The 23,178-nt window shown below is 60.7% G+C and carries 19 protein-coding genes; 8 read left to right on the top strand and 11 right to left on the bottom strand.

Going from position 1 to position 23,178, the window contains the following annotated elements:
- The first annotated feature begins 5 nt into the window (after positions 1-5).
- The 3 genes from HGP13_RS31060 to HGP13_RS31050 all read left to right on the top strand — a co-directional run bounded on the left by HGP13_RS31060 (position 6) and on the right by HGP13_RS31050 (position 3,382).
- Complete coding sequence (locus HGP13_RS31060; protein WP_172233116.1) at positions 6-1,112, top strand: SAM-dependent methyltransferase; 1,107 nt, start codon at positions 6-8, stop codon at positions 1,110-1,112.
- A 193-nt stretch (positions 1,113-1,305) separates the two neighbouring features.
- Complete coding sequence (locus HGP13_RS31055) at positions 1,306-1,938, top strand: tyrosine-type recombinase/integrase (RefSeq protein WP_172233113.1); 633 nt, start codon at positions 1,306-1,308, stop codon at positions 1,936-1,938.
- A gap of 346 nt (positions 1,939-2,284) precedes the next feature.
- Positions 2,285-3,382, top strand: coding sequence for a polyamine ABC transporter substrate-binding protein (locus HGP13_RS31050; protein ID WP_172233110.1), 1,098 nt, complete (start codon positions 2,285-2,287; stop codon positions 3,380-3,382).
- Positions 3,383-3,436: 54 nt separating this feature from the next.
- On the opposite strand, the gene HGP13_RS31045 is transcribed toward HGP13_RS31050, so the two are convergent.
- The 4 genes from HGP13_RS31045 to HGP13_RS31030 all read right to left on the bottom strand — a co-directional run bounded on the left by HGP13_RS31045 (position 3,437) and on the right by HGP13_RS31030 (position 10,081).
- Complete coding sequence (locus tag HGP13_RS31045) at positions 3,437-5,185, bottom strand: adenylate/guanylate cyclase domain-containing protein (protein WP_172233107.1); 1,749 nt, start codon at positions 5,183-5,185, stop codon at positions 3,437-3,439.
- An 897-nt stretch (positions 5,186-6,082) separates the two neighbouring features.
- A complete protein-coding gene (locus HGP13_RS31040) occupies positions 6,083-6,844 on the bottom strand; it encodes an IS5 family transposase (protein WP_172233104.1) in 762 nt (253 codons plus the stop codon).
- Between the two features lie 211 nt (positions 6,845-7,055).
- Positions 7,056-8,387, bottom strand: coding sequence for an alpha/beta fold hydrolase (locus HGP13_RS31035; protein ID WP_246707177.1), 1,332 nt, complete (start codon positions 8,385-8,387; stop codon positions 7,056-7,058).
- Positions 8,388-8,764: 377 nt separating this feature from the next.
- Positions 8,765-10,081: an IS701 family transposase gene (locus HGP13_RS31030; protein WP_172233098.1), complete on the bottom strand. Its 1,317-nt coding sequence runs from the start codon at positions 10,079-10,081 to the stop codon at positions 8,765-8,767.
- Between the two features lie 122 nt (positions 10,082-10,203).
- Between HGP13_RS31030 and HGP13_RS31025 the strand changes: the two genes are divergently transcribed.
- Positions 10,204-10,353, top strand: coding sequence for a hypothetical protein (locus HGP13_RS31025; RefSeq protein ID WP_246707176.1), 150 nt, complete (start codon positions 10,204-10,206; stop codon positions 10,351-10,353).
- Between the two features lie 62 nt (positions 10,354-10,415).
- Here the strand turns inward: HGP13_RS31025 and HGP13_RS31020 are convergent, their stop codons facing one another.
- Positions 10,416-11,312: a GntR family transcriptional regulator gene (locus HGP13_RS31020; protein ID WP_172233095.1), complete on the bottom strand. Its 897-nt coding sequence runs from the start codon at positions 11,310-11,312 to the stop codon at positions 10,416-10,418.
- 168 nt (positions 11,313-11,480) lie between these two features.
- Here HGP13_RS31020 and HGP13_RS31015 point away from each other — a divergent pair, with 168 nt between their 5' ends.
- From HGP13_RS31015 to HGP13_RS31000, 4 genes are all read left to right on the top strand, one after another.
- Entirely contained in the window at positions 11,481-12,533 is a 1,053-nt protein-coding gene (locus HGP13_RS31015; RefSeq protein WP_246707175.1) for an ABC transporter permease, read from the top strand.
- Positions 12,530-13,315 (top strand): ATP-binding cassette domain-containing protein, encoded by a 786-nt coding sequence (locus HGP13_RS31010; RefSeq protein WP_172233092.1) that lies wholly within the window; start codon positions 12,530-12,532, stop codon positions 13,313-13,315. Before HGP13_RS31015 ends, HGP13_RS31010 begins: the two co-directional genes overlap by 4 nt.
- 94 nt (positions 13,316-13,409) lie before the next feature.
- On the top strand, positions 13,410-14,324 hold the full coding sequence (locus HGP13_RS31005; protein ID WP_172233089.1) for a sugar ABC transporter substrate-binding protein: 915 nt from the start codon (positions 13,410-13,412) through the stop codon (positions 14,322-14,324).
- A 73-nt stretch (positions 14,325-14,397) separates the two neighbouring features.
- Positions 14,398-15,423 (top strand): zinc-binding alcohol dehydrogenase family protein, encoded by a 1,026-nt coding sequence (locus HGP13_RS31000; protein ID WP_172233086.1) that lies wholly within the window; start codon positions 14,398-14,400, stop codon positions 15,421-15,423.
- A gap of 626 nt (positions 15,424-16,049) precedes the next feature.
- On the opposite strand, the gene HGP13_RS30995 is transcribed toward HGP13_RS31000, so the two are convergent.
- The 6 genes from HGP13_RS30995 to HGP13_RS30970 form a co-directional block, all read right to left on the bottom strand.
- Complete coding sequence (locus HGP13_RS30995; protein ID WP_172233083.1) at positions 16,050-17,567, bottom strand: carboxypeptidase M32; 1,518 nt, start codon at positions 17,565-17,567, stop codon at positions 16,050-16,052.
- 32 nt (positions 17,568-17,599) lie between these two features.
- On the bottom strand, positions 17,600-18,619 hold the full coding sequence (locus tag HGP13_RS30990) for an oligopeptide/dipeptide ABC transporter ATP-binding protein (protein WP_172233080.1): 1,020 nt from the start codon (positions 18,617-18,619) through the stop codon (positions 17,600-17,602).
- Positions 18,619-19,620: an ABC transporter ATP-binding protein gene (locus tag HGP13_RS30985; RefSeq protein ID WP_246707174.1), complete on the bottom strand. Its 1,002-nt coding sequence runs from the start codon at positions 19,618-19,620 to the stop codon at positions 18,619-18,621. Before HGP13_RS30985 ends, HGP13_RS30990 begins: the two co-directional genes overlap by 1 nt.
- Positions 19,617-20,465 carry an ABC transporter permease gene (locus tag HGP13_RS30980; protein WP_172233077.1) on the bottom strand — a complete coding sequence of 283 codons (849 nt, stop codon included), beginning with the start codon at positions 20,463-20,465 and terminating at the stop codon, positions 19,617-19,619. Before HGP13_RS30980 ends, HGP13_RS30985 begins: the two co-directional genes overlap by 4 nt.
- Positions 20,462-21,400: an ABC transporter permease gene (locus tag HGP13_RS30975; RefSeq protein WP_172233074.1), complete on the bottom strand. Its 939-nt coding sequence runs from the start codon at positions 21,398-21,400 to the stop codon at positions 20,462-20,464. The genes HGP13_RS30980 and HGP13_RS30975 overlap by 4 nt, the downstream gene beginning before the upstream one ends.
- A gap of 190 nt (positions 21,401-21,590) precedes the next feature.
- Entirely contained in the window at positions 21,591-23,168 is a 1,578-nt protein-coding gene (locus HGP13_RS30970; protein WP_172233071.1) for an ABC transporter substrate-binding protein, read from the bottom strand.
- Positions 23,169-23,178: the final 10 nt, after the last annotated feature.

The raw sequence follows: 23,178 nt of genomic DNA, 5'->3' as shown, positions 1-23,178 counted from the left end.
AGACGATGAGCGCAGCCGACAGCCAGAAGATTGCCATGCGCGGAGCGGGCTACTATTCGGCGAACACGGTGGGAGCCAAGAACGTCATCGACAAGGTCGGCGACCTCGTCGTCAAGGCGGTCGCCAAGATGCCTCGGCTGGCCGACGACCAGCCATTTGCGGTAGCCGATTTCGGCGCGGCCGACGGCGGCACCTCGATGGACATGATGCGGCGGCTGGTCGGCGCCATCCGCGAAACGGAACCGCATCGGACAATATCGATCACCTACACGGACCTGCCCCACAATGATTTCTCGACCCTCTTCCGGCTGAGCCAGGGACTTCTTGGCAACCCGACAGAGGTTCCACTGGCCGACACACCCGCCCTTTACATCTTCGGCAGCGGAACGAGCTTCTATCACCAGATCCTGCCGGGCAATTCCTTGTCGCTCGGGTTCTCCGCTACCGCCATGCACTGGATCAGTAAAAGACCTTGCATGATCGCCGACCATGTCCAGGCGGTTGGCGCGACTGACGCCGAGCGCGCGCAATTTCGCGCCCAGGCTCTCAGCGACTGGGAGACGATCCTGCTTGCCAGGGCGCGCGAGCTACGATCCGGCGGCAGGCTGGCGCTAGCCAATTTCTGCGTCGATGAGGAAGGGCGCTATCTCGGCCATACGACAGGGGTCGACATGTTCGACAGCTTCGCACGCCATTGGCGCGATCTTCTCAAGGCGGGCCGGATCAGCGAGACAGAGTATGTCAACGCGACGTTCCAGCAATTCTACAAGACACCGGACGAGTTTGCCGCGCCATTCCGCGACCCCGCTTCGCCGGTGTCGCAAGCAGGACTGGAGCTGGAGACGATGTTCACCATGGTGACGCCGTGTCCCTACGCTGAGGCCTTCCGGGCCCATCGCAATGCGGAGGAGTTTGCCAGGGGGTATGTCCCGACGCTCCGCTCCTGGTCGGAAACTGTTTTTGCAAACGCACTGGATTCCTCGCGTCCCGCGAACGACCGCTCCACAATTATCGATGATCTTTACGACGCTTACGAAGCTGGCGTCTCGCGCGCGCCCGAAGGGCATCGCATGGACTACGTCCACTGTGTGACGGAGATCGTCAAATCATAAGAGATATCCAGGTTTGCCCCGGGCTTCTTCGTCGGCGCACGTTAACGTCAAGATGGTAAGGTCGCGACGCGCCCACGTCACCCTCAATGTCTGCTTGTGAAGATTCGCAGCCCGAAGCTGCCGGACTGCTTTCGGCCTCGCAACAGTCTAGCGGCGTTTCTCTGGTGGCCAATCATGGCCGAAGGAAAACGAAATGGGACACTCGTGCTACGACCTCACCGACTCCGATCGCCGGGCATGGAATGCCGGGAAGAAGGTCGGAACGAAACGCCCTCTGAAACCTCGACAGATATGGGCGATACGCTTCTTTCTCGATCGAGAGCTGCGTCTGCGAGACAGAGCGCTCTTCGATTTGGCGATCGACAGCAAGTTGCGCGGCTGCGATCTCGTCAAGATCAAAATCGGCAACCTCGTTGTAGGACCGGAAGTCCGAACTCGCGCGATGGTCATCCAACAGAAAACCGGCCGACCTGTTCAGTTCGAGTTGATGAGCGACGTACGTTCCAGCCTTCTCGCATGGCTGGAGCGACGCGGCGGGACAGTCGATGATTACGCGTTTCCGAGCAGGATCAATCCAAGGGCTCACATGAGTACAAGGCAGTATGCACGCCTCGTCGACGAATGGGTCGAGGCGATCGGGCTTCGACCAGAGGAATACCGAACCCATTCCCTGCATCGCACCAAGGCCTCGATTATCTACAAAGCGACGGGAAATCTGCGAGCCATCCAGATTTTGCTCGGTCATACCAAGATCGAGAACACGGTCCGCTATCTGGGAGTCGATGTTGAGGATGCTCTCGAACTTTCCGAGGCAACAGAGGTTTGATCAGGTGCGGCTCCACTTCACGAGTAGAGCCGTGACCAATTTGCGCAATGTCAGTCGTTGAGCAGACCCCAGCCGCGCCCCAAAAGCGGACATCCGAGCGAGCAGCCGAGGCGGCACGTTTTGCGCCAGTTCCCCGACATTGCCAACCAGCTTCGCAAGTGGTCTTGTAGGCGGCTTCTTCCGCGGACGATCTAATTGCACTGCACGTCATGGAGGGGCGCATTCGACGACCGAGTCTACCCATTCAACTCTAATTCCCTTCAGCATGTGCTAATATTGCAGCCATGCGCGGCCGTGTACAAGGTACGGCGTTCGCAGCTTGGGGACTGCAACCAATGGTGAGCACATGATCCGCAAGGCGCTTCTTTGGTCAGCTGTATCGTTGCTCGCCGGGGCCATGACACCGTCCGCCCAGGCTGCCGACAAGGTCGTCAACCTTTATGACTGGTCGGACTACCTGGATCCCTCGGTCATCAGCGACTTCACCAAGGACACCGGTATAAAGGTCGTCTACGACGTCTTTGACTCCAACGAGATACTCGAGACCAAGTTGCTTACTGGCGGCTCAGGCTACGACGTCGTCGTGCCAAGCGCCAGTTTCCTGGCCCGCCAGGTGGTGGCCGGCGTCTTCCAGAAGCTGGACAGGTCTAAGTTGTCCAACATCGCCAATATGTGGGACGTCATCGAGCAGCGGACCGCCAAGTACGACCCCGGCAACCAATATTCGGTGAACTACATGTGGGGCACGGTGGGGTTGGGGTACAACACCGCGAAGATCAAGGCCGCGCTTGGTGTCGACAAACTCGACAGTTGGGACTTTTTCTTCGATCCCGAGAAGCTGAAGAAGCTTGCCGATTGCGGAGTCTACGTGGTCGATTCGCCCACCGAAATCCTGCCCATCACGCTGAATTATCTTGGACTGAACCCCGAGAGCACCTCGCCGGACGACTTCGGCAAGGCCGAAGAGGCATGGATGCGTATCCGTACCGATGTCCGCAAAATCGAGTCATCCGAGTACATCAACGCTTTGGCGGACGGCGACATCTGCCTGGCGATCGGCTGGTCGGGCGACGTCCTAAAGGCGCGCGACCGTGCCGCTCAAGCCGGTAACGGCGTCACAATCGCCTACTCGATCCCTCGGGAAGGCACTGTGATGTGGTTCGATCAAATGGCAATCCCCGCAGATGCACCGCATTTGGACGAAGCGAATGCTTTCATCAACTACCTCATGAAGCCTGAAGTCGCCGCCAAGAACACAAATTTCGTATTCTTTGCCAATGGCAACAAGGCGTCGCAGCAATTTGTCGAAAACAGCATTCTCGGCGACCAGTCGATCTATCCTGACGATGCGACGCTGAAGAAGCTTTTCACCGTCTTCCCATATGACCCGAAGACCCAGCGCGTGGCGACGCGCACCTGGACCAAAATCGTCACCGGTCAGTAATCTACTTTCAGTTGCGCTTTCGACGAACCGTCCCGATTGTTGATTGGTCATCCGTTAATCTGCAATGCCTGCTTTTCGCAGGCCCTCAAGCCAGTGCTCCACGTCCTCTTGCCGGCGATATGGAGAGCCGAGCTTATAGTCGCCTAAGGTGAAACCAGGCTTGCGCTCGAGGCACTTGCCCCAAACCAATATTGCCTCGTCGACGCGTCCAAGCTGTCCCAAACACGCAGCCAGATTGGCGAACCCGCGATCATAGTTGTTGTTGTCCCAACGGCGGAACGAATCCAGCGAAGTCTCATATTCACCGAGCAGATAGTAAGCGAATGCAAGTAGCTCGTGGACATCGCGGTGTTCAAGCGGACTCAGCCGTCTGAGCCGTTCGCCGATCTCGCGGGCCTTTGTGAGATGACCACCCCAAAGGCAGATGTACCCGACCCAGACGAGTACGTTCGGGTTAGTCTGGCCCAACGCGAGCGCGCGTTGCCAATGGGTCTCGGCAACCTCGAACTCCCCTTTCCATCCATGCAGAGCTGCAACGACGGCCTCTGCCAGTCCGCTGGCGTCGCCGAGTTCGATGGCCCGCAAGGCCGACTGCATGGCCAAAGACTTCAGTTCTCCATCAGCTCTGAAAACGGAGAGGGTCGCGTAGGCGTCCGCGAGCCATGCGTGCGCCCGCGCCGAATCGGGCTCCCAGCCAAGAGCCAGCTTCAAGAACTCGACAGCAGCGACGGTGTCCTTCTCGGTGAATCGGTGCATCGCATCGATGCCGCGCAAGAACGCGTCATACGCGCTGAGGCTCGCTTGTGTTTGCCTGGTCCGAACGATCTCAGCAGCGCCTACCTTGCCGACCAGTGCCCAGGCGATCCTCTCGGTCACCTCGTCTTGAACAGCGAAAAGGTCCTCGAGGTCTCGATCGTAGCGCTCCGCCCAGACGTGATTGCCAGTGGCGGCTTCTATCAACTGCGCAGTGATCCTGACACGTGCAGCCGCCTTTCGAACGCTTCCCTCGACGACGTACCGTACACCCAGCTTCCGTCCGACCTCGGTGATGTTTACGGCTTGACCCTTGAAAACGAACGAGGAATTGCGCGCGATTACGAACAAACTCTGACTGCGACTGAGCTCGGTGATGAGGTCCTCGGCTAATCCATCCGAAAAATAATCCTGCTCGGGGTCCACCGACATGTTTGTGAAAGGAAGCACCGCCACCGAGGGCTTGTACGGGAGCGGCAAATCCTTCGCTGAAGCAACTGACGCTGAAGGTTCTGGATCATCCCGCTCTCCTGTTTGAACCCGGTAGGCACGCACAGGCCCAGCAATGTTCTTCATCGTATGCTCGCCCAGGTCGACGAGCGAATAGGGAATCTTTCCCTTCACTTGATCATAGACGCTGCGTCCAATGACGACACCTCCGGGCTCACTGACCTTTTCCAGTCTGGCGGCCACGTTCACGCAGTCGCCGTAGATCGTCGCCTCATCCAGGATAACCTCGCCGGCGTTGACACCCATTCTGAAGGCCATGCGCCGGTCTTCAGGAAGGTCCGTATTGCGTGCCGTTATGCGTTCTTGCGTCTCGACTGCGAACTGTAACGCATCGACGGCGCTGGGAAACTCGATCAACAGACTGTCGCCCGCGGTGCCGACCAGCCGACCCCTGAATTGCGCGATCTTTGGATCGATCACTTCGGCGCGCAGTGCCTTTAGATGGAAGAGAGTCCCGGCCTCATCGGCCGCCATCAAACGCGAATAGCCAGCTACGTCCGCTGCCAAAACCGCCACAAGCTTTCGTTCCGGGCGCGCCACGATGCCTCCTGGACTACAAAGACGTCACGTGGGTTTGCTGGGAGCGTAGCACTCGCGTGTGTGCGCAACTAGCCGCCATAGAAGGTCCGCTTTGGCCAGCTTCACACCTTGGTCCCACCGGGCTGAACGTCCGCTATCGTTCTTCGGACGCGAGAAGCCGCTATTCCGCTGTCGTGAAGAGTTTCGCGCGCCGGCAGGCGCACGAAAGTCCACGAGGAAGGAACCCGCGGGCCACAAGTCGATGGCTATGGGGATTTCGATTTTGCGGTTGATGTCGGCGATGGCGCGACCTCTGCCGGCAAGCGGCGGGTTTGATGCGGACAAACCTCTTTGCCCTTCAGCCACGCGGTATTGTCGGCTCGTCGCGCGGGCGGACGCGACCCCCTCGGCGTCGATGATCACCATAGACACGCGTGGGTCCGTTGCCGGAGGCTGAGCGCTCAAGGGCAATTCCCCAACTCACGCCGCCTTGTGGATCGGGACGGCAATTTACGACCTCAACGATCTGTTGGACTCCAGCGGTCGCAGCTGGACGCTCTTCGAAGCGCGAGACATCAATTCGAGCGGCCAGATCGTCGGATATGGCCGCGCGCTGTCGGGAGAGCAGCACGGTTTCTGCTGACGCCGACAAAACCCATTCCACTTCCGGCGAAAGACAAGCCGTAGAACGCGGCCCCGCTTATCGCGTGAAGTGCGAATGATGTGCCCAATAGTGTTGGTGACGGTCAGCTACGCGGTGTTCGCCTATGCTTGGCGAACGGGTTACAAGCCAGGACAAAGGTCAGGCCTTGATGGCCGATGTCCTAACCGCGCCGAAGGCGGAATTTGGCCGCAGGGCCAACTTGCTGCAGATAAACGCCACCTGACCCGCCGTCTAACCTACGAATACTTGCTTTGCTAGGGCGTGGACTCATTTGCACGTAGCCAAATTCGGATTGATGTGAGTTTGACGAACGCAAGATAGTTGGCTGCGAGTTTGTCGTATCGGGTCGCGACACGCCGACATTGCTTGATCTTGTTGAAGAACCGTTCGATCGAATTGCGTGCGCGATACAGATACGCACTGAAGCAGATCGGGTCTTTGCGATTTCGTTTCGGCGGAATGTTCGCCCATGCTCCGTGCTGGCGGGCAAGCTCCCTGATCCAGTCGGCGTCGTAGCCGCGATCCGCGAGCAGCATCGTCTTGGGAAGCAATGCGCTGAGCAGAACCGAACACAGCCGGTTGTCATGCGCCTCACCGGGCGTAAGGACGAGATGGACCGGCAGGCCATTGGTGTCCACCACCGCGTGAATCTTGCTGGTCAGGCCACCACGTGAGCGACCCATATCTTCCTGATTGTTGTCCGCGATACAGGCTCCGTGCTGATGCACGCGCACGATGGAGGTGTCGATCATTTGCACCGCCGCGTCATGACCGGCAGCCAGTGCGTCCATGATGTGGTCCCAGACGCCAGCCCGTCGCCACCGAACGAAGCGATTGTAACAGGTGGTGCGGGGACCGTAGTTCTCCGGCAGGTCGCGCCATGGCGCACCTGAACGCAGGACCCACAAGATGCCATTGAGCACGCGACGGTCATTTACACGCCGAACACCACGCGGTTTGTCCGGCAGCATAGGTTTGATGGCGGTCCATTCGTAGTCGCTGAGTTCGTAGCGCATGATTCGAGGCTCCGGTTCGGAGCTTGAATCACGTCTTGGACAGCGCCATCAACCCGCAATGCTCCCGTCACCATGTCGCTAATGCTCTGAATTGACTTCCGCTTTCGGCGGCGCAGCGGACGTGACCGGACCGCTGCCGGCTCGCCCCAGTCGCGATTGATCCAACCCAGACAATCCACTTAGAGCGTAACATCCTCTCCGCTACCGATTCTCAGCCGCTCAGGAAAAGTCTGATCTCTTCGAAAAATCGGTCGGAAGCCGGCTCATGCTCCAGAAACAGATGGTTCTGGCCCTCGAAGGCGATGAAGCGGGCGCCGGGAATCCCAGCGGCCAGTTGGCGGCCGGCTTCGATTGGAACCATGAGATCGCCCCGCGCATGCATGACAAGTGTCGGCACCTTCACGTCGGCGAGACGATGGGTGATATCGAAATCGCCCACAACATCGAAATATCTGGCAGCGCACTCGGGAGAGGTCGTCCTACGTTGCAGCTCGTTGAAAATATCCGCCTGCTCGTGAGTTCCCCCCGGGATGAATAGCCCGGTAAACATTTGCCGGAAGCTCGGATTGTCCGCGCCCCATCCGAGGCGCATCAAAGTCGTCATCGCATTGCGCCGTTCTTTTTCGGCCGGAGCGCGCTTCTTGCCGCCAAGCGCGAACCCGCCATAGAGAACAAGGTGCGACACGCGTTCCGGATACCGCACGGCATACGCAACCGAAATGGCGCAGCCCTGGGACATTCCGAGAAGCGGGAAACGCTGGACGCCGGCCGCGTCGACAATCGTTTCAAGGTCGCTCACCCAGGCGTCAAGCGAGAGCTCATCGACGTCCCAGTCGGACATGCCGTTGCCTCTTGCGTCATAACGGATCAGCGTGTGGTCACGCGACAACCCGCGAAAGACATGTCGCCAGATCGGGCTTTCCCAATCGTATTCAAGGTGATTCATCCAATTTGCCGACTTCACCAGTATCGGCCCGCTGCCGGAGATTGCATAGGCGAGACGCACACCGTCAGGTGCCCGGCAATATTTGACCTTCTGGATGGGCTGCTCCGCGCGGTCGCGTTCAGGCGCCTCGTCCGATCGTCCCATTTGATCGATCGCAAATACCTCGACTGGCTTGGCGATGTTTTTCAGATTCCGGGAACCCAGTTTCCGAACTCTGAGCGCAAGTTTTCCGTCGACCTGATCGAACACTTGACGGGAAATGAAGATGCCGCCGGGCTCGGCGATTCCTTCCAGGCGGGCCGCCACGTTGACGCCATCGCCATAAATATCGCCGTCATCGATGATGATGTCGCCGACATTTATGCCGATGCGGAACTCGATGCGCTTCTCTTGTGCCACGGTCTCATTGCGCGCGATCATCCCGCGCTGGACGTCGACGGCACAGCGCACCGCGTCGACAACGCTCGCGAACTCCAGGAGCATGCCGTCGCCGGTGGTCTTCACGATCCGTCCGCGATGCTGTCTAATCTTGGGATCGATAAGGGCGCGCCGATGCGATTTCATATCCGCGAGCGTGCCTTCCTCGTCGGCCGCCATCAGCCGACTGTAGCCGGCGACATCGGCCGCGACGACCGCCATGAGCTGCCTTACCACGCGCTTGGTAGACACGGAGCGCCTCCACGATAAGCGGTCAACAGTTTACGCTGTTTCGGCTATCAGGACCATGGACACTGCCGCGATGCCTGCTCAAATTGCCTGCCGCAACGATCAGGGCGGGCTGGAACCAGCAATTGCTAGCCCTCGGGAATCGGTTGAGGGTTTGGACCGGACTGCGGTCGTGATGTCGGCTCGTGGCCCTTCGCGTCATTTAGCTGCGCTGCAGAATTTGGTCGCTATCGAGGCATAGCGGACTCTGGCAAGCCGTGCGCTGGCAGATTTATCGGTTCACGGCCTAGCACTACTTTGGCAGATTGTTAGCGGAGAGGGCTCTGCGGCAGTGGGGACAACGGATTGGGGGCGGCTGCGCTAGCGCGGTGAGGATGGCTTGCCTGACGGCGGGTAGGCTCGGTTGGGGCGGCGGGCCAACGATTCTTTTTTCCCCCTCCCGCTTGTTTGAGGCGGCGAGATTGCAGGAAGGCGTAGGCGATCATCGTCATCAGCGCGTGCCGGTGCAGGCCGGTCCATGAGCGCCCTTCGAAGTGGTCGAGGCCAAGTTCCTCCTTGAGCTGCTGATGCGCCTGTTCGCAGACCCAGCGCGCCTTGATGGCGCCTGCGATCTGCTTGAGCGGGGTGTCGGCGGGCAAGTTGGAGAGGTAGTATTTGCGCTCGCCGGTCGAGCGGTGCTCGCCGATCACCCAGACCTCCTCGCCGGGCAGATGCTGAGCGCCCATGTCGCGGATGCGCTGGGGTGGGCCATCTGCAACCCGGACACGGACAGCGGCGAAGCGCGCCGAGAGGCGGCCTTTGGTGCCACGCCGCCAACTGACCGCGCGCCATGGGGCTGTCTCCAGCATCGCCTTCGCGGTCATCGACTTCACATCGGGGATATGCCGCTGGCGCGGACGGCCGCGTCCGGCAACGGGAAAGATCATTGCCACGTCGGCGGGATAGACCTTCTGCTTGAACGGGATGCCGACGGCCCAGGTAAGGCCGCGCTCGGTGAGCGCCTGCCGGAAGGGGGCGCTCAAGCCATATCCGGCATCGGCGAGCACGCAGCCAAAGCGTAGGCCGGCTGCGCGAGCCCGGTCGATCTCGGCCAGCGCGATTTCGGGCTTGGTCCTGTAGGCACGATGGTCCTCGGGCACACCGGCACGGTCGAGCCGGGCGGGATCGGAAGTCCAGCTCTCGGGCAGAAACAGCCGCAGTCCCACCATGACCGGCACTTCGCTAGAGGCCAGCGTCAGCGACACCAGCGTCTGGCAGTTGGCGTTCTTACCAAGCGCCGAGGCATATTGCGGCGCGACGCCGACCGAGTGGCGCCCCTTCTTGGGGAGCGCTGTGTCGTCCACGATCAGCCATGCATCGTTCCCGCCAACTTGTCTGTCGGCCTCCGCAAGTAGCACCTTCTCCAGCGGCCCAGCATCCCACACGCCGCTCGCGATGAAGTGGTGCAGTTGGTCATAGTTGACGCCTGCGTCGCGCGCCGCCATCGGTTGGATGCTCTTGCGATCCCCAAGGCCAATCAGCCCAGCAATATAGGCCGGACACATCCGCGCACGCGTCTTGTGCCTCAACGCCGAGACGAACGGCTCAAGCCACCGCTCCAGATCGACTTGCCAATCCCTGTTCATGGCCGGCCCCTCCAACAGCCGACCTCTCATGAATCACGCAAAACCGCTCTTGGGAATCCTCAAACGCTCCCAGAACCAAAAAAATGCCAAAGTAGTGCTAGGGAAGCTTTGCGCCTCATTCAATGGTGACGGTGCAGGTTGGTGAACAGTCGATCATCGCCCGCCTGCCTCCCAGGTTTGCAGGCCGGCGAAACGAGCCGATGTTCCTTGCCGTCGGTCCGGCGAGCGTCAACCTGTTCGATCCCGCCAGCGAGCAGCGCATCGATCTTTAGGGCATGGGCGCCAGGGCGCTTTCAACCTCGACGCCCTCCCAAAGGGGGCGCCGGTCGATCGGTTATTCATCAACTCCAATCAGCGAACGCATCAGCGTTGATCTTGCCGAAGCCAGATGCGCTCGGCAGGCCCGCTTAATTCGGTCAGGATCGCGGCTTTCGAGTGCATCGATGTAAGCGAGATGCTCGATGATCGCCGCCTGGTTGCGCTGCAGTTCGTCATGCTTGTTCCACTGATAGTGGTAGTGAAAAATGAAGCTGATGATGTCGTAGAAGTCGTCGATGAAGCGGTTCGGCGAGGCCTCGTTTATGAGCCGATGAAACCGGTTGTCGAGACCGGAGAAGTCCTGATAGCGGCTTTCAATCCGCTTCAGCAGTTCGGTATGTGCAACCTTGAGCGCGGCGAGCTTGTCCCACAGGGGAGACGTGTCGGGTTGCCGTGAAAACAGATGCGCCGAGCGCAGCTCGAACATCACCCGGATCTCGAACAGCTCAAGAGCGAAATCCTCCGTGAAGCCCTTGAAAAGCCAGCCTGTATTCGGCCTTTTCTCGAGCAGCCCAAATCGGCTGAACCGGATCAGAAACTCGCGAATTCCGTTGGTCGCAACACCGAATTGCCGCGCGAGTTCGAGCTCGTTGATGCTGGTGCCGGGCCTGGTGTCACCCCGCAGCATCCACTCCATGAACTGCTGTTCGACATGGTTGGCCCGCGACGTTGTTTCGGCGTCGGGATAGTAGTCGCTATCCTCAACCGCGCGGCCTGCAGTCCGGACGCCGCCGTGCTCGGCGACGAGTTCGCGGCCGGCAAGTTCTCCCAGAACCTTTCGAACGGTTGTGCGGCTCACGCCTATCCGCCGTCTCAGCTCATTTTCGGAAGGGAGCTCCCCGGTCAATTGTCCATCCCGCAGCATGGTGGCGGCGCGGTTGAAGGCCTTCTTGTACACAGTGTCGGTTCGCATCGGATCTTCCTCTGAGCAAACACCTTGTCCTTTCTAGCATGAACTTTATCCATAAAAAACAACTTGACCAAGCGATGGCGGTTGTTTTTTATCGATAAGAGGAAACTGAAATACAGCAAAAGTTTTGAGGACGAGGGCTCGCACGAGTTTTCGGCGGGGAGGGGAACTTTGCCTGAATCGGGAAACACCGGCACCACTGCCGGTGAGGCCGCATTGCCGGAGCCTAGGAAGCAGGAAGCCGTTCCCGGCCTTGCGCTCGGTCTGGCCTTGCTGAGCGCTGGTCCGGTCGTCATCCTGGCGCTGCTGATCGTCGTTCTCAGTTTTCTGTCACCCTATTTCCTGACAGGGCGCAACCTCAGCAACATCCTCGCCCAGACCGCCGTCATCTCGGTTGTGGCGATGGGACAGCATCTGGTCATCCTCACACGCGGGATCGATCTCTCGGTCGGCTCGAACGTCGCACTGGCTTCCGTCGTCGGGGCGCTCAGCTTTCACGCCGGCGCTCCCGCCGTCGTGGTCATCGCGGTGATGGTTGGCTGCGGTGCGGCGGTCGGCGCTATCAACGGGCTTTTCTATGTCTTCGGCCGGTTGCCGCATCCCTTCATCATCACGCTGGCGACGTTGAGCATCGCTAAGGGTCTGGCGCTGCAATTGGCCGATGGGCGCGCCATCCCTGGCATGCCAGATTCGATCGACGCACTCGGCCGCGAGGCGGTTTGGGGTCTGCCGGGATCGGTTTTTGTGGTGGCCGGCGTTGCCGCGGTTCTTTTTGTCATGGCGAAGACGATGGTCTGGGGGCGCTGGATCTATGCCGTCGGCGGCCGGCCCGACGCTGCCGTGCGCATGGGCATTCCCGTCTCCTGGGTCCTGGTTTCGGTCTATGTGATATCGGGGCTGTGCGCGGGCATCGGATCCGTCATCCTTGCCGGCCGCACCGACGCCGGTTCGCCCTTGTTCGGCAATCTGCTGGAACTGGATACGATCGCAGCGGTGATCATTGGCGGTGCCAGTTTTCTCGGCGGCCGCGGCCATCTTGGCCATGCCTTGATCGGTGCCATCATGATCGGCGTCATCCGCAACGCGCTCAACCTGCTCAACGTCAACGTCTTCTTCCAGCTCATCGTCATCGGCGTTGTCATCGTCATAGCTGTCGAATCCGACGTGCTGCGCAACTATCTCGAAGGGCGTGTGCGCGTCATGCAGGCCGGGAGGCAGTCATGAGCCCCGATGTGGCCAGCGTCGATCATCCAGCCGCCACGGATCATCCTGTGCTGGCGGTGCGCGGTGCTACCAAGCGTTTCGGCTCGGTTGTGGCGCTGGACGATGTCAGCGTCGAGGTCCGACGCGGCGAGATCCTCGGACTTCTCGGTGACAATGGCGCCGGCAAGTCGACACTGACGAAATGCATCAGCGGGGTGCACCAACTCGATGCCGGCGCGATCCTTCTGGACGGTGCGCCAACGCAGATACGCTCCCCCGCGGATGCGCGCTTCGCCGGCATCGAGACCGTCTACCAGGACCTTGCGCTGTTCGACAATCTGACGCCTGGACAGAACTTCTTTGCCGGTCGCGAACTGGCCTGGCCGCAATGGCTCCCGCGCGGCCTGCGATTTCTTCAACAGCGCAAGATGGATGCCGACACACGCCTTTTGCTGGCAAACCTCAAGGTAACGTTGCCGCGGTTGGACGCCGTCGTTGCCATGATGTCGGGTGGACAGAGACAAGCCATTGCCGTGGCGCGGTCGACCGTTTTTGCCCGCAAGGTCGTGATCCTCGACGAGCCGACCGCCGCACTTGGCCTGCGTGAATCGCGGCAAGTGCTCAACCTCGTTGCTGCCCTACGTGACCAGGGCAACGCCGTCATCCTCATCACCCACAATATGGAACATGTCGTCGAGCTTGCCGATCGCGCCGTGGTGCTTCGCCAGGGACGCAAGGTCGGTGAACTCGTACCAACCAAGGACAACAAGCAGGAGCTGGTTTCCATGATCGTTGGAGCCTGACTCGCTCGAAATTTGGGGGCCGTTCCGGTCCGCAAATACCTGAAGCGACTTCCGCCGGAAGACGCCTCAATTCCAAGGGAGGAATGGAATGCCAATGAACCGAAAACTGTTCGCTGGGCTGGCGATCGCCATTGCGTTCGCGATGCCCGCTTCTGCCGCCGACAAGATCAAGATCGGCCTGATTACGAAATTCCCGGTGCCGTTCTACTCGACCATGGAGGATGCCGCCAAGAAATACGCGGCCGCCCACCCCGAAATCGAGCTGGTCACCGGCCAAGGGCAGGCGGCGACCGACATCGAGGGGCAGATCGCGCTGATCGAATCCATGATCACGCAAGGGGTCAAGGGGCTGGCAATCACCCCGGTCGATCCGACCGTTGCCCCGGCGCTGGACAAGGCGGTCGCTGCCGGCATCAAGGTCGTTCTCGTCGACAACAGCATCCCGAACTGGAAGGGCCAGACGGCGCTTGTTTCGACCAATAACCTCAACGGCGGCAAGATCGCCGGAGAGTATCTGAAGACCGTGCTCAAGAGCGGCGACAAGATCGGCATCCTGCAAGGTGTGCCCGGAGTGCCGGCGCTGGACGATCGGGTCACCGGCATGATGGAGGGCCTCGGCGACGTCAAGGTCGAGGTCGTTGGCAAGGGCGCCACCAACTGCACGCTTGAGCTTGGAACCTCGGTCACCGAAGATATTCTGACCGCCAATCCCGATCTCAAGGCGATTTACTCGGCCTGCGGCCCGCCAATTCCTGGAGCGGTCAAGTCGATCAGCAATGCCGGCATAGCCAACGACAAGATCATCCTGGTCGGCTTCGACGCCTGCTGTGGTGAGATCGAAGCGATCAAGTCAGGCGCAGAAGATGCCAGCGTTGCACAATTTCCGGCAAAAATGGGCGAGCTTGGCATCGACACTGTCGTCAAGGCGATCCGCGGGGAAAAGGTGGAGGCCAATGTCGATACCGGCGCCGGTCTCGTGACGCTGAAGAACGTCAAGGACTTCGAATAGACTCCCACACCTTGGCCCGGCGGTCATCTCAGCCGCCGGGTTCTTTTTGAAGCATTTCAGGAAGATGGTCCACATGAAAGCGCTCGTGTGCCGAAAGCCCGGCGAATTGAGCTTCGAACATCGCCCGGCTCCAGGCCGGCCGGAAGCCGGATGGGCGTTGATCAACATCAGCCATGTCGGCATCTGTGGCACGGACTACCATATATTTGAGGGCAAGCATCCCTACCTCGCCTATCCGCGCATAATGGGGCATGAACTCTCCGGCACCGTGGCCGCTGTCGGCGAAGGCGTCGCTATCGAGCTCGGAGAACGGGTCGTCGTAAATCCCTATCTCGCCTGCGGCAGATGCATTGCGTGCCGTCACGACAAGCCGAATTGCTGCGTGTCGATAGAAGTGTTGGGCGTTCATCGCGACGGCGGCATGTGTGAACAATTGTTGGTGCCTGCTGGCAACCTTTACCCGGCCACAGGACTGTCACTCATTGACGCGGCAGCTGTCGAATTTCTGGCGATCGGTGCCCACGCAGTGAGGCGCTCCAGGCTTGCTGCTGGCGACCGTACGCTGGTCATCGGCGCCGGGCCTATCGGCTTGGGTACGGCATTGTTTGCCCGTCTTGCTGGCCAAGCGGTGACGATCATGGACATGAGCAGGGAACGGCTCGACTTCGCCGAAGGTCAACTCGGGTTTCCTGTCATCGACAATGCTTCGGCCTCACCTGTCGAGCTGGTGCGGGAGCGAACCGATGGTGACGGTTTTGACCTCGTCTTCGATGCGACGGGCAGCAAGGCCTCGATCCAAGCCGCGTTCAGCTACGTGGCCCATGGCGGAGCCATGATATTGGTCAGTGTCATCAAGGACGAGGTCAGCTTCTCCGACCCCGAATTCCACAAGCGGGAAATGATTCTGATCGGTAGTCGCAACGCGACGCACACCGACTTCCAGCACGTCATCGCCTCGATTCGTGCTCGAAAGATACCAATTGACCAACTCGTCACTCACCGCACCACCCTGAGCGACAGCCCTCACAACATTGCGATCTGGGCGCAGCAGAAATCCGGTCTGATCAAGGCCGTCATCGACGTGGCGGAATCTGGCTGACTTGGTAAACCAGGCGAAAGGTGGTTCTGCTCGGAAGCGGAAGCCGTTGCGGCCGGCTGGCGACGATCGAAGCGGTAGCGATCGAAATCCCTATGAATAGACATCTGAGTACCCCAACGAAGTTTTGGGAAACTGAACCATGCAGGCAAAGAATCAGATCATCGCCGCCGCGAAGGTTCTCATGAACTTGGAGCCCAATGTGATGCCACCAGAGGCGCCAGATGTAACGGTAGAAGGAGCCTCAAAGCTCCTGGGAAAAGTGGCAACTGTCGCCAAATCGCTCAACTCGGGGTCGCGAAATAGGTCTGATTGACGGAGGACGGGACCGCCATTTCCCCTGATCTTGCTAGTGGATTTGGCGCGACTAGCTAAATGTGGCGGCTATAACCGGTGCGCCCGATCAGCGATCGAAGAGTGCTCGCTCCTAAGAACGGCTTGCACATAGAAACTTTAGCGGACGTTCCGCTGTCGGCCCCAAAAGGTGCCTGTCGGCTACGCGCCTCAAACGACCCATCTGACACCGCCCATTTAGCGCCACTGAGCGGACATTGCGAGCCGCCAGCACGAACAGTCAAACTCCTCGTAACGTCTGACAAATGCGACCAACTCATCCCTTGCATGCAGCGCTATGCGTGCAACTCGGCCACCTTGCGACGGAGATCGTCGATGTAGTCGTCGGTCCCTAGCACCTTGCCGGTTGCGGCCTTCAGGATTTCGGCTGGCGTCAGCGAGCGGCCGTGACGATGCACCTGGTCCCCCAGCCACATTCTCAGCGGCGCACAGTCGCCGGTATCGAGGCCGCGCTCAACCTCTGGCATCTTGGTCGCCGCCTTAAACAGTTGCGAGGACATGATGTTGCCCATCGTATAGGTCGGGAACGATCCGATCATGCCTGCTGACCAATGCACATCCTGCAACACGCCCAGCGTGTCGGTCGGTACATCGAGGCCAAGATAGCTGCGGACCTTGTCCGCCCAGATCGCCGGAAGGTCAGGGACACGCAGGCTGCCGTCCATCAATCCGGCCTCGATCTCCGAACGCAAGATGATGTGCAGGTCATAGGTGAGTTCGTCGGCCTCCACCCGGATCAGGTTAGGACGTGGCGCATTGACCGCGCGCCAGAAGTCGGTGACCGAGACGTCGGCGAGTTGGTCGGGGAACTCGGCTTGCAAAGCCCCGAAATTCTGCTCCCAGAAGCGCCGAGAGCGGCCGACGCGGTTCTCCCATAGGCGTGATTGCGATTCATGCATGCCAAAGCTGGTGCCGCCGACCGCGTAGAGATTGACGAGATCAGTGGTGAAGACCGAGCGCGTGAACTCAGGAGAAATGCCCTGCTCATAGATGCCGTGGCCGGCCTCGTGCCAGACGGCGAAAAGGCCGCCAGGCAGCCAATTCTCCCGGAAGCGGCCGGTGATGCGCGCGTCGGCACGCGTGAAGGAAATCTCGAACGGATGAACTGTGTCGTCGAGCCGGCCGCGCTCGAAGTCGTACCCCATGGTGGTGGCCACTGTCTTCGAGAATGCTTTCTGCTTTTCGATCGGATACGTGCGTTCCAGAATATCGACGCGTGCCGGCCGTGCTTGCAGCGCGGCCTGGAGCAATGGCCCGATCGCGGATTTCAGTTCGGCATACAAACCCTTGAGCCGCGCCCAGCTTATGTCGGGCTCGAAGGTGCCGCACGCCGCATCGTAGGGATGGTCGGCATAGCCGATATGCTCGCAGATCTCGCGCTGCAGCGCGACGGTTCGCTCTAGCACCGGCGCGAAGGCAGGGAAATCGTTCTCGGCACGCGCCCTGATCCACGCCGCCTGGCCTTCGGTTCGCCGCTCTGCTGCTTCCTGCACCAGCCGCGCCGGGATGCGGCCGAGTATGGCGATCGCGGCCGCCGCGTCATTGAGCGCCCGCCTTCGAAGTTGCTCGCCGGGCATTCCCGTGAGTTCCATGCGCGCAGCGTCGAGGGCCTTCAGCATGCTGTCGCTGGTTGCGATTTCGCGTGCGACTGCCGCCAGCGTGCCCAATTGCTTGCCGCGCGCCTCGGCCGCAAGCGAGGGCATCATGGTACGCGAATCCCAGACGAGCACGTTCACGGCACACAAAATATCGTTGACCTTGGCGACCTGGGCTTCGAATGCGGTGTAGCTCATCGGCGTCTCATCTGGTTGGAAATTTCAGCAGGTCATTGTGCCGCGAATGTCTCGGGCGCCTGTTTGCCGAATTCAGTCAGGTGACAGGCAGCAAAGTGAGCCGGTCCTCGGGCGGACAGGTGGGGCCGCTCGGCAAAGCAACGCTCGAACGCGAACGGACATCGCGTGTTGAAAAGGCATCCTGCCGGCAGGTCAAGCGGATTTGGCAGTTCGCCACGTGCTGCCGCAACGCGCGTCCGTCGCGATGGGTCGAGTTCGGGCGCAGCATCGAGCAGCGCCTTCGAATAGGGATGCCGGGGTCCTGCGAACAGCGCTTCCGTGGGGCCGGTCTCGACCACTTTGCCCAGGTACATTACCGCGACTCGGTGTGAGATGTGACGTACGAGCCTGAGATCATGCGCGACGAAAACAACGGTAAGCTTCAGCCTTTCCTGAAGGTCCAGGAGAAGGTTGATGACTTGTGCCTGGACCGAGACGTCGAGCGCTGAGACCAGTTCGTCGGCGACCACCACCTCCGGCTCGACAGCCAGAGCGCGCGCGATGCCGATGCGCTGGCGCTGCCCGCCGGAGAATTCGTGCGGATAGCGGTCGGCAGCGTCCGCCGGGAGGCGCACAAGGCCCAATAACTCGGTGATACGCGCAGGTATATCGGCCTTCGGCCGCATCGCATGAACGCTCAGCGCTTCGGACAGAACCTGTCGCACCGACATGCGCGGATTGAGCGAGGAGTAGGGATCCTGGAAGATCATCTGAACACGGCGGTTGAAGTCGCGCCGTTCCGCCGGGCGCAGCAGACCGATATCCTTGCCGTCGAAACGCACCAGCCCTTCGTCCGGCTCCAAGAGCCGCACGAGACAACGCGCCAGCGTGGATTTTCCGCAGGCCGATTCGCCAACGATGCCGAGCGTCTCGCCGCGATGCACTTCCAGGTCGACATTGTTCAATGCATGGACAGCGGCTGGAAGTCTGCCCGTGAGTATGTCGGACGCGGTTCGGGCAAAGCGGAACTGCTTGGAGACGCCTTCGACGGAGATCAGCGGCATTTCCCGCATCAGGCTGCCTCGGAAATCGTGGCCACCGTGCGATGGTGGAAGCAGGCGACCTCTCTGCCCGCGGCGAAGCTTTCGAGCGGCGGGCGCTCGGCGCGGCAGCGGTCCGTGGCGAAGGAACAGCGCGGATGAAAGGCGCAGCCGTCCGGCAAATTGGTCAGGCTCGGCGGCGTTCCCTCGATTGACAAAAGCATGCTGCGCTCGGCGCCGATGCGCGGCACGGAACCGAGCAGCCCGCGCGTATAGGGATGATGCGGCTCGGCGAACACCTGCGTCACCGTGCCGGTTTCGACGATGCGCCCGGCATACATCACCGCCATGCGGTCGCAGGTCGCTGCCACAACGCCGAGATCGTGGGTCACGAACACCACGCTCATGCCGAAACGATCGCGCAGGTCGAGGATAAGTTTCAGTATCTGGTCCTGAATGGTCACGTCGAGCGCCGTTGTCGGTTCGTCGGCGAGCAGCAGTTTCGGCGAACAGGCCAGCGCGATCGCGATCATCACCCGTTGGCGCATCCCACCCGAGAACTGGTGCGGGTATTCGTCGAGCCGCCGCTCCGCGGCTGGAATGCCGACAATGTTCATCAGTTCCAGCGCGCGTTGATGGCGGCCGCGGCGGTCGAGTGTGGTGTGGGCGCTAAGGTTCTCCTCGATCTGCAGGCGGACCGGCAGCACCGGGTTGAGCGCCGTCATCGGTTCTTGAAAGATCATCGCGATCTCTGCGCCGCGCACCTTGCGAATCTCCGATTCGCTCATCGCCAGCAGATTGCGGCCCTGCCACTCTACCTGTCCGCTCACCTTGCCTGGTTCGTGCACCAGCCGCGCGATCGAGCGCAGCGTGATGCTCTTGCCCGATCCGGACTCGCCGACCAGGCCGACGATTTCGCCTGGGGCGACATCGAGATTGATGCCGTCGACAACCGTGACCGGGCCTCGTGGCGTCAGGAAGGTGGCGGTGAGGCTGCGCACCTTGAGGCCGACGCCGGGCATTGGCGCCATCATCGGTTGACCCTCAGAAGATCGGCCAGCGCGTCGCCGGCAAGGCTGAAGCCGAGACCAGTGATGACGATGGCGATACCGGGGAAGACCGACACCCACCATGCGGTGGTCATGAAATTCTTGCCGTCGGCGATCAGCACGCCCCATTCGGCCGCCGGTGGCTGCGCGCCGAGACCGAGATAGCCGAGGCTAGAGCCGAGCAGGATGGCGAGCGCCATGTCGGTCATCCAGTAGACAACGGCCGGCGTTATCGCGTTGGGCAACAGATGCCGGAAGATGATGCGCATGTGGCCGTAGCCCATGCCTCGCGCCGCGTCGGCATAGTCGAGCCGGCGCTGGATCTTGATCTCAGCCGCGACCAGCCGAGCATAGAACACCCAGCCGACGACACCGACGGCGATGTACATGTTGCCTAGACCGGGACCGAGCACCGAGACGATGGCGATGACCAGCACCAGGAACGGAAAGGTGATGACCGCATCGACCACACGCCCGAACACCGCCTCCACCCAGCCGCCCACATAGCCGACCAGGGCGCCGACGACTGTGCCGAAGATGAACGGTCCCGTCGTCGCGAACACCGCGATCTGCATGTCGATGCGATAGGCGTGGATGACGCGCGAAAGCATGTCGCGGCCGAAATTGTCGGTGCCGAACGGGTGCGCCCAACTCGGTCCGTGCATGATGGCGTTGTAGTCGAAGGCAGTCGGATCGTAGGGCGCGAAGAGTCCTGGAAAGAACGCCATGGCCAGGCTCGCGCCAAGCACGATGACCGCGCCCACAAGGGTGCCCGGCATTGCCCGGCGCCGTTTCGCCGGCAAGGCGATCTGGACCACGCTCGCGCTCATCGCGCCACCCGGGGATCGAGCCAGGCCTGGACAATGTCGGTCAGGAGAAAGGTGAACGATACGAGCAGCGCTAGCGCGATCGTCAGCCCCTGGATGACGGGATAGTCGCGGCCATAGATGGCCTCGATCATCAGCCGCCCCGCGCCGGGGATCGCGAACACCGTTTCGGTGATAACCGCGCCGCCGAGAAGCGTGCCGATCGACAGGCCGAACAGCGTGACCGTCGAAATCAGCGCATTGCGCAGGACATGGCGCGTCATGATCACCCTCGCGCGCAGACCCTTGGCGCGGGCAAAGTCGACATAGTCGGCGCCAACCACCCCGATGATGGCGGCGCGCAGATTGCGCATGAGGACGGCCGAAAGGCTGAGAGCCAGCGTCGTGGCCGGTAGGAACAGATGATAGAGATCGTCGAGGAAGTTCTCGCCATAGCCGCCGACCGGGAACCAGCGCAACTTTGCCGCAAACACGGTCAGTAGCACCAGCCCGACATAGAAGACGGGCATGGACAGGCCGATTTGGAAGGTGCCGCGGATGATGGCGTCCGGCGCGCCGCCACGGTTGAGTGCCGCGACGAAGGACAGCGGCACCGCCACCAGCAGTGCGATCAGGGCGGCCATTCCGGTAAGCATCAATGTGACGGGCAGGCGGCGTGAGATCAGCTCGATCACCGGCAGCTTCAGGCCGATCGAATTGCCTAGATCGCCGGTAAAGACCGCCTTGGAGAAATAGAGGAACTGCACGGGGATCGGCTGGTCGAGCCCAAGCTTGGCATTGATGCGCTGGACGTCGGCGTCAATGGCGCGGTCGCCGAGCATCGCGCTGGCCGGATCGCCCGGCAAAAGCCGAACGAGAATGAAGGTGACCACCAGGATGAAGGCAATGGTCGGAATGGTCTGCAGAACTCGTCGGAAAATGAAGGCCAACAGTGGCAAGAGGTGATCCAGACCTTGTTGACTAGAGCATGACGCCGAAAAGTGTGAAGCGGCTTTCGGACGACGTCATGCTCTATCTCTTTGACTTAGAGGCGGATTCAGATTTCAGGTCGATTCGACCTGAAATCATCCGGCTCTAGGAGCACGATGGCGGCGAACGCCGTGACGTTCGCCGCCTCTGGCGATCAGCCTACTTCTGCAGCCACGCGGCGCCAAAGATATTGTTGCCGAGCGGGATCTGCACGAAGCCTTGCACCTTCTTGCTCAACGCGACCGGATAAGGCGTTTCGTAAAGTGGGACGATCGGTCCACTGCTGTTGTAGATGTCCTGCATCTTGGCATACTGATCGGCGCGTTTGGCGGCGTCGATCTCTTTCTGCGAGGCTTCGAAAAGCTTGTCGGCCTCGTCGTTCTTCCAGCCGCTGTGCAGCGCGCCGATGGTCGGCGAATAGACGAAGTACGAAGCGATCTCGTTCGGGTCGGCGATATCATCGGTCCATGCCGCTTCGCGCATCGTGAACGTGCCGTCGCGGTATTGCTGCGTGCGGCTTGGATTGTCGACCTGTTGCAGGTCGAGCTTGATGCCGATCTGCCCCCACATCTGCTGCACCGCAGTGGCGATGCCGATCTCGTCCTGGTTGCCTGCAAGCACGAGCAGGCTGGTTTCGAACCCATTCTCGAAGCCGGCATCCTTCATCAACTGCTTGGCCTTGTCGAGATCGTATGGATAGAGCGGCTTGTCACCCTTGTGCAGCGGCGTCGCCGAGGACATGAACGAGGTCATCTGCGACCCCACGCCATGGGTCACCACCTGGATGATCGCCTCCTTGTTGATCGCGTAGTTCATCGCCTGGCGCACTTTTTCGTTCGACAGCGGATTGTCCTTGTCGCCGATCTTCGGGCGCACGTTCATGGTGATGTATTCGACGCGGGTCGACGGGTAGAGTTTCATATCGATGCCGTCGGCCTGCTTCAATTCGTCGACGCGCGCATAGGGGATGAATTCGGCGCCGTCGATTTCGCCCGACTGCAATTTCAGGATGCGGGTGGCATCATCGGGGATCACCTCGAAATCGATGCCGTCGAGATAGGGCAGCGGCTTGCCGTCCTCGCCCTTCGCCCAATAGTTCTCATTACGCGTCAGCTTCATCGACTGGCCGTGGTCCCAGGATTTAAGGACGAACGGTCCGGAACTGATCGGATGCGCTGAGAAGCTCTTCGCCTTTTCCTCGTCGGTCGTCCCTTCCGAGGCTTCGAACGCCTTCATCGGCAGGATCGCGGTGTTGAAGACGGTGAGCGCGGCGAGGATCGCCGGATCGGTGTTCTTGAGCTTGATGATGACGGTGTGATCGCCTTCGGTGGTAACATCCTGGATCGAGCCGACCAGGAAATTCCAGATGCCTTTCTTCGGATCGGCGGCGCGTTTCAGCGACCATTGCACGTCGGCTGGGGTGATCGGCGATCCATCGGAGAATTTGATGCCGTCACGCAGTGTCAGCGTGACGGTGAGCCCATCGTCGGAGACCTTCCAGTCCGTCGCCAGGCCCGGCTTCAGGCCCTTGCCGTCGTCGGTGGGCAGGATCAGCGTGTCGTAGAGATTGGACAGGACCCAGATGTCGACATTGGCATCGTTGAGCACCGGATCGAGAAAGAGGCTGTCCGCATAGCGGCCGTATTTCAGCGTGCCGCCGCGTTCGACCGCAAGCGCGCCGTAGCTGGTTCCAACGAGAAGTGCCGCGCTCAGCGCGGCCTTGACGAGCGTGTTCATGACGGCTCCC

Origin of the sequence: Mesorhizobium sp. NZP2077 (genome assembly GCF_013170805.1) — a bacterium.
Lineage (GTDB): Bacteria > Pseudomonadota > Alphaproteobacteria > Rhizobiales > Rhizobiaceae > Mesorhizobium.
The sequence above is the reverse complement of the archived record's forward strand: the minus strand, read 5'-3'. Positions and strand labels throughout refer to the sequence as shown.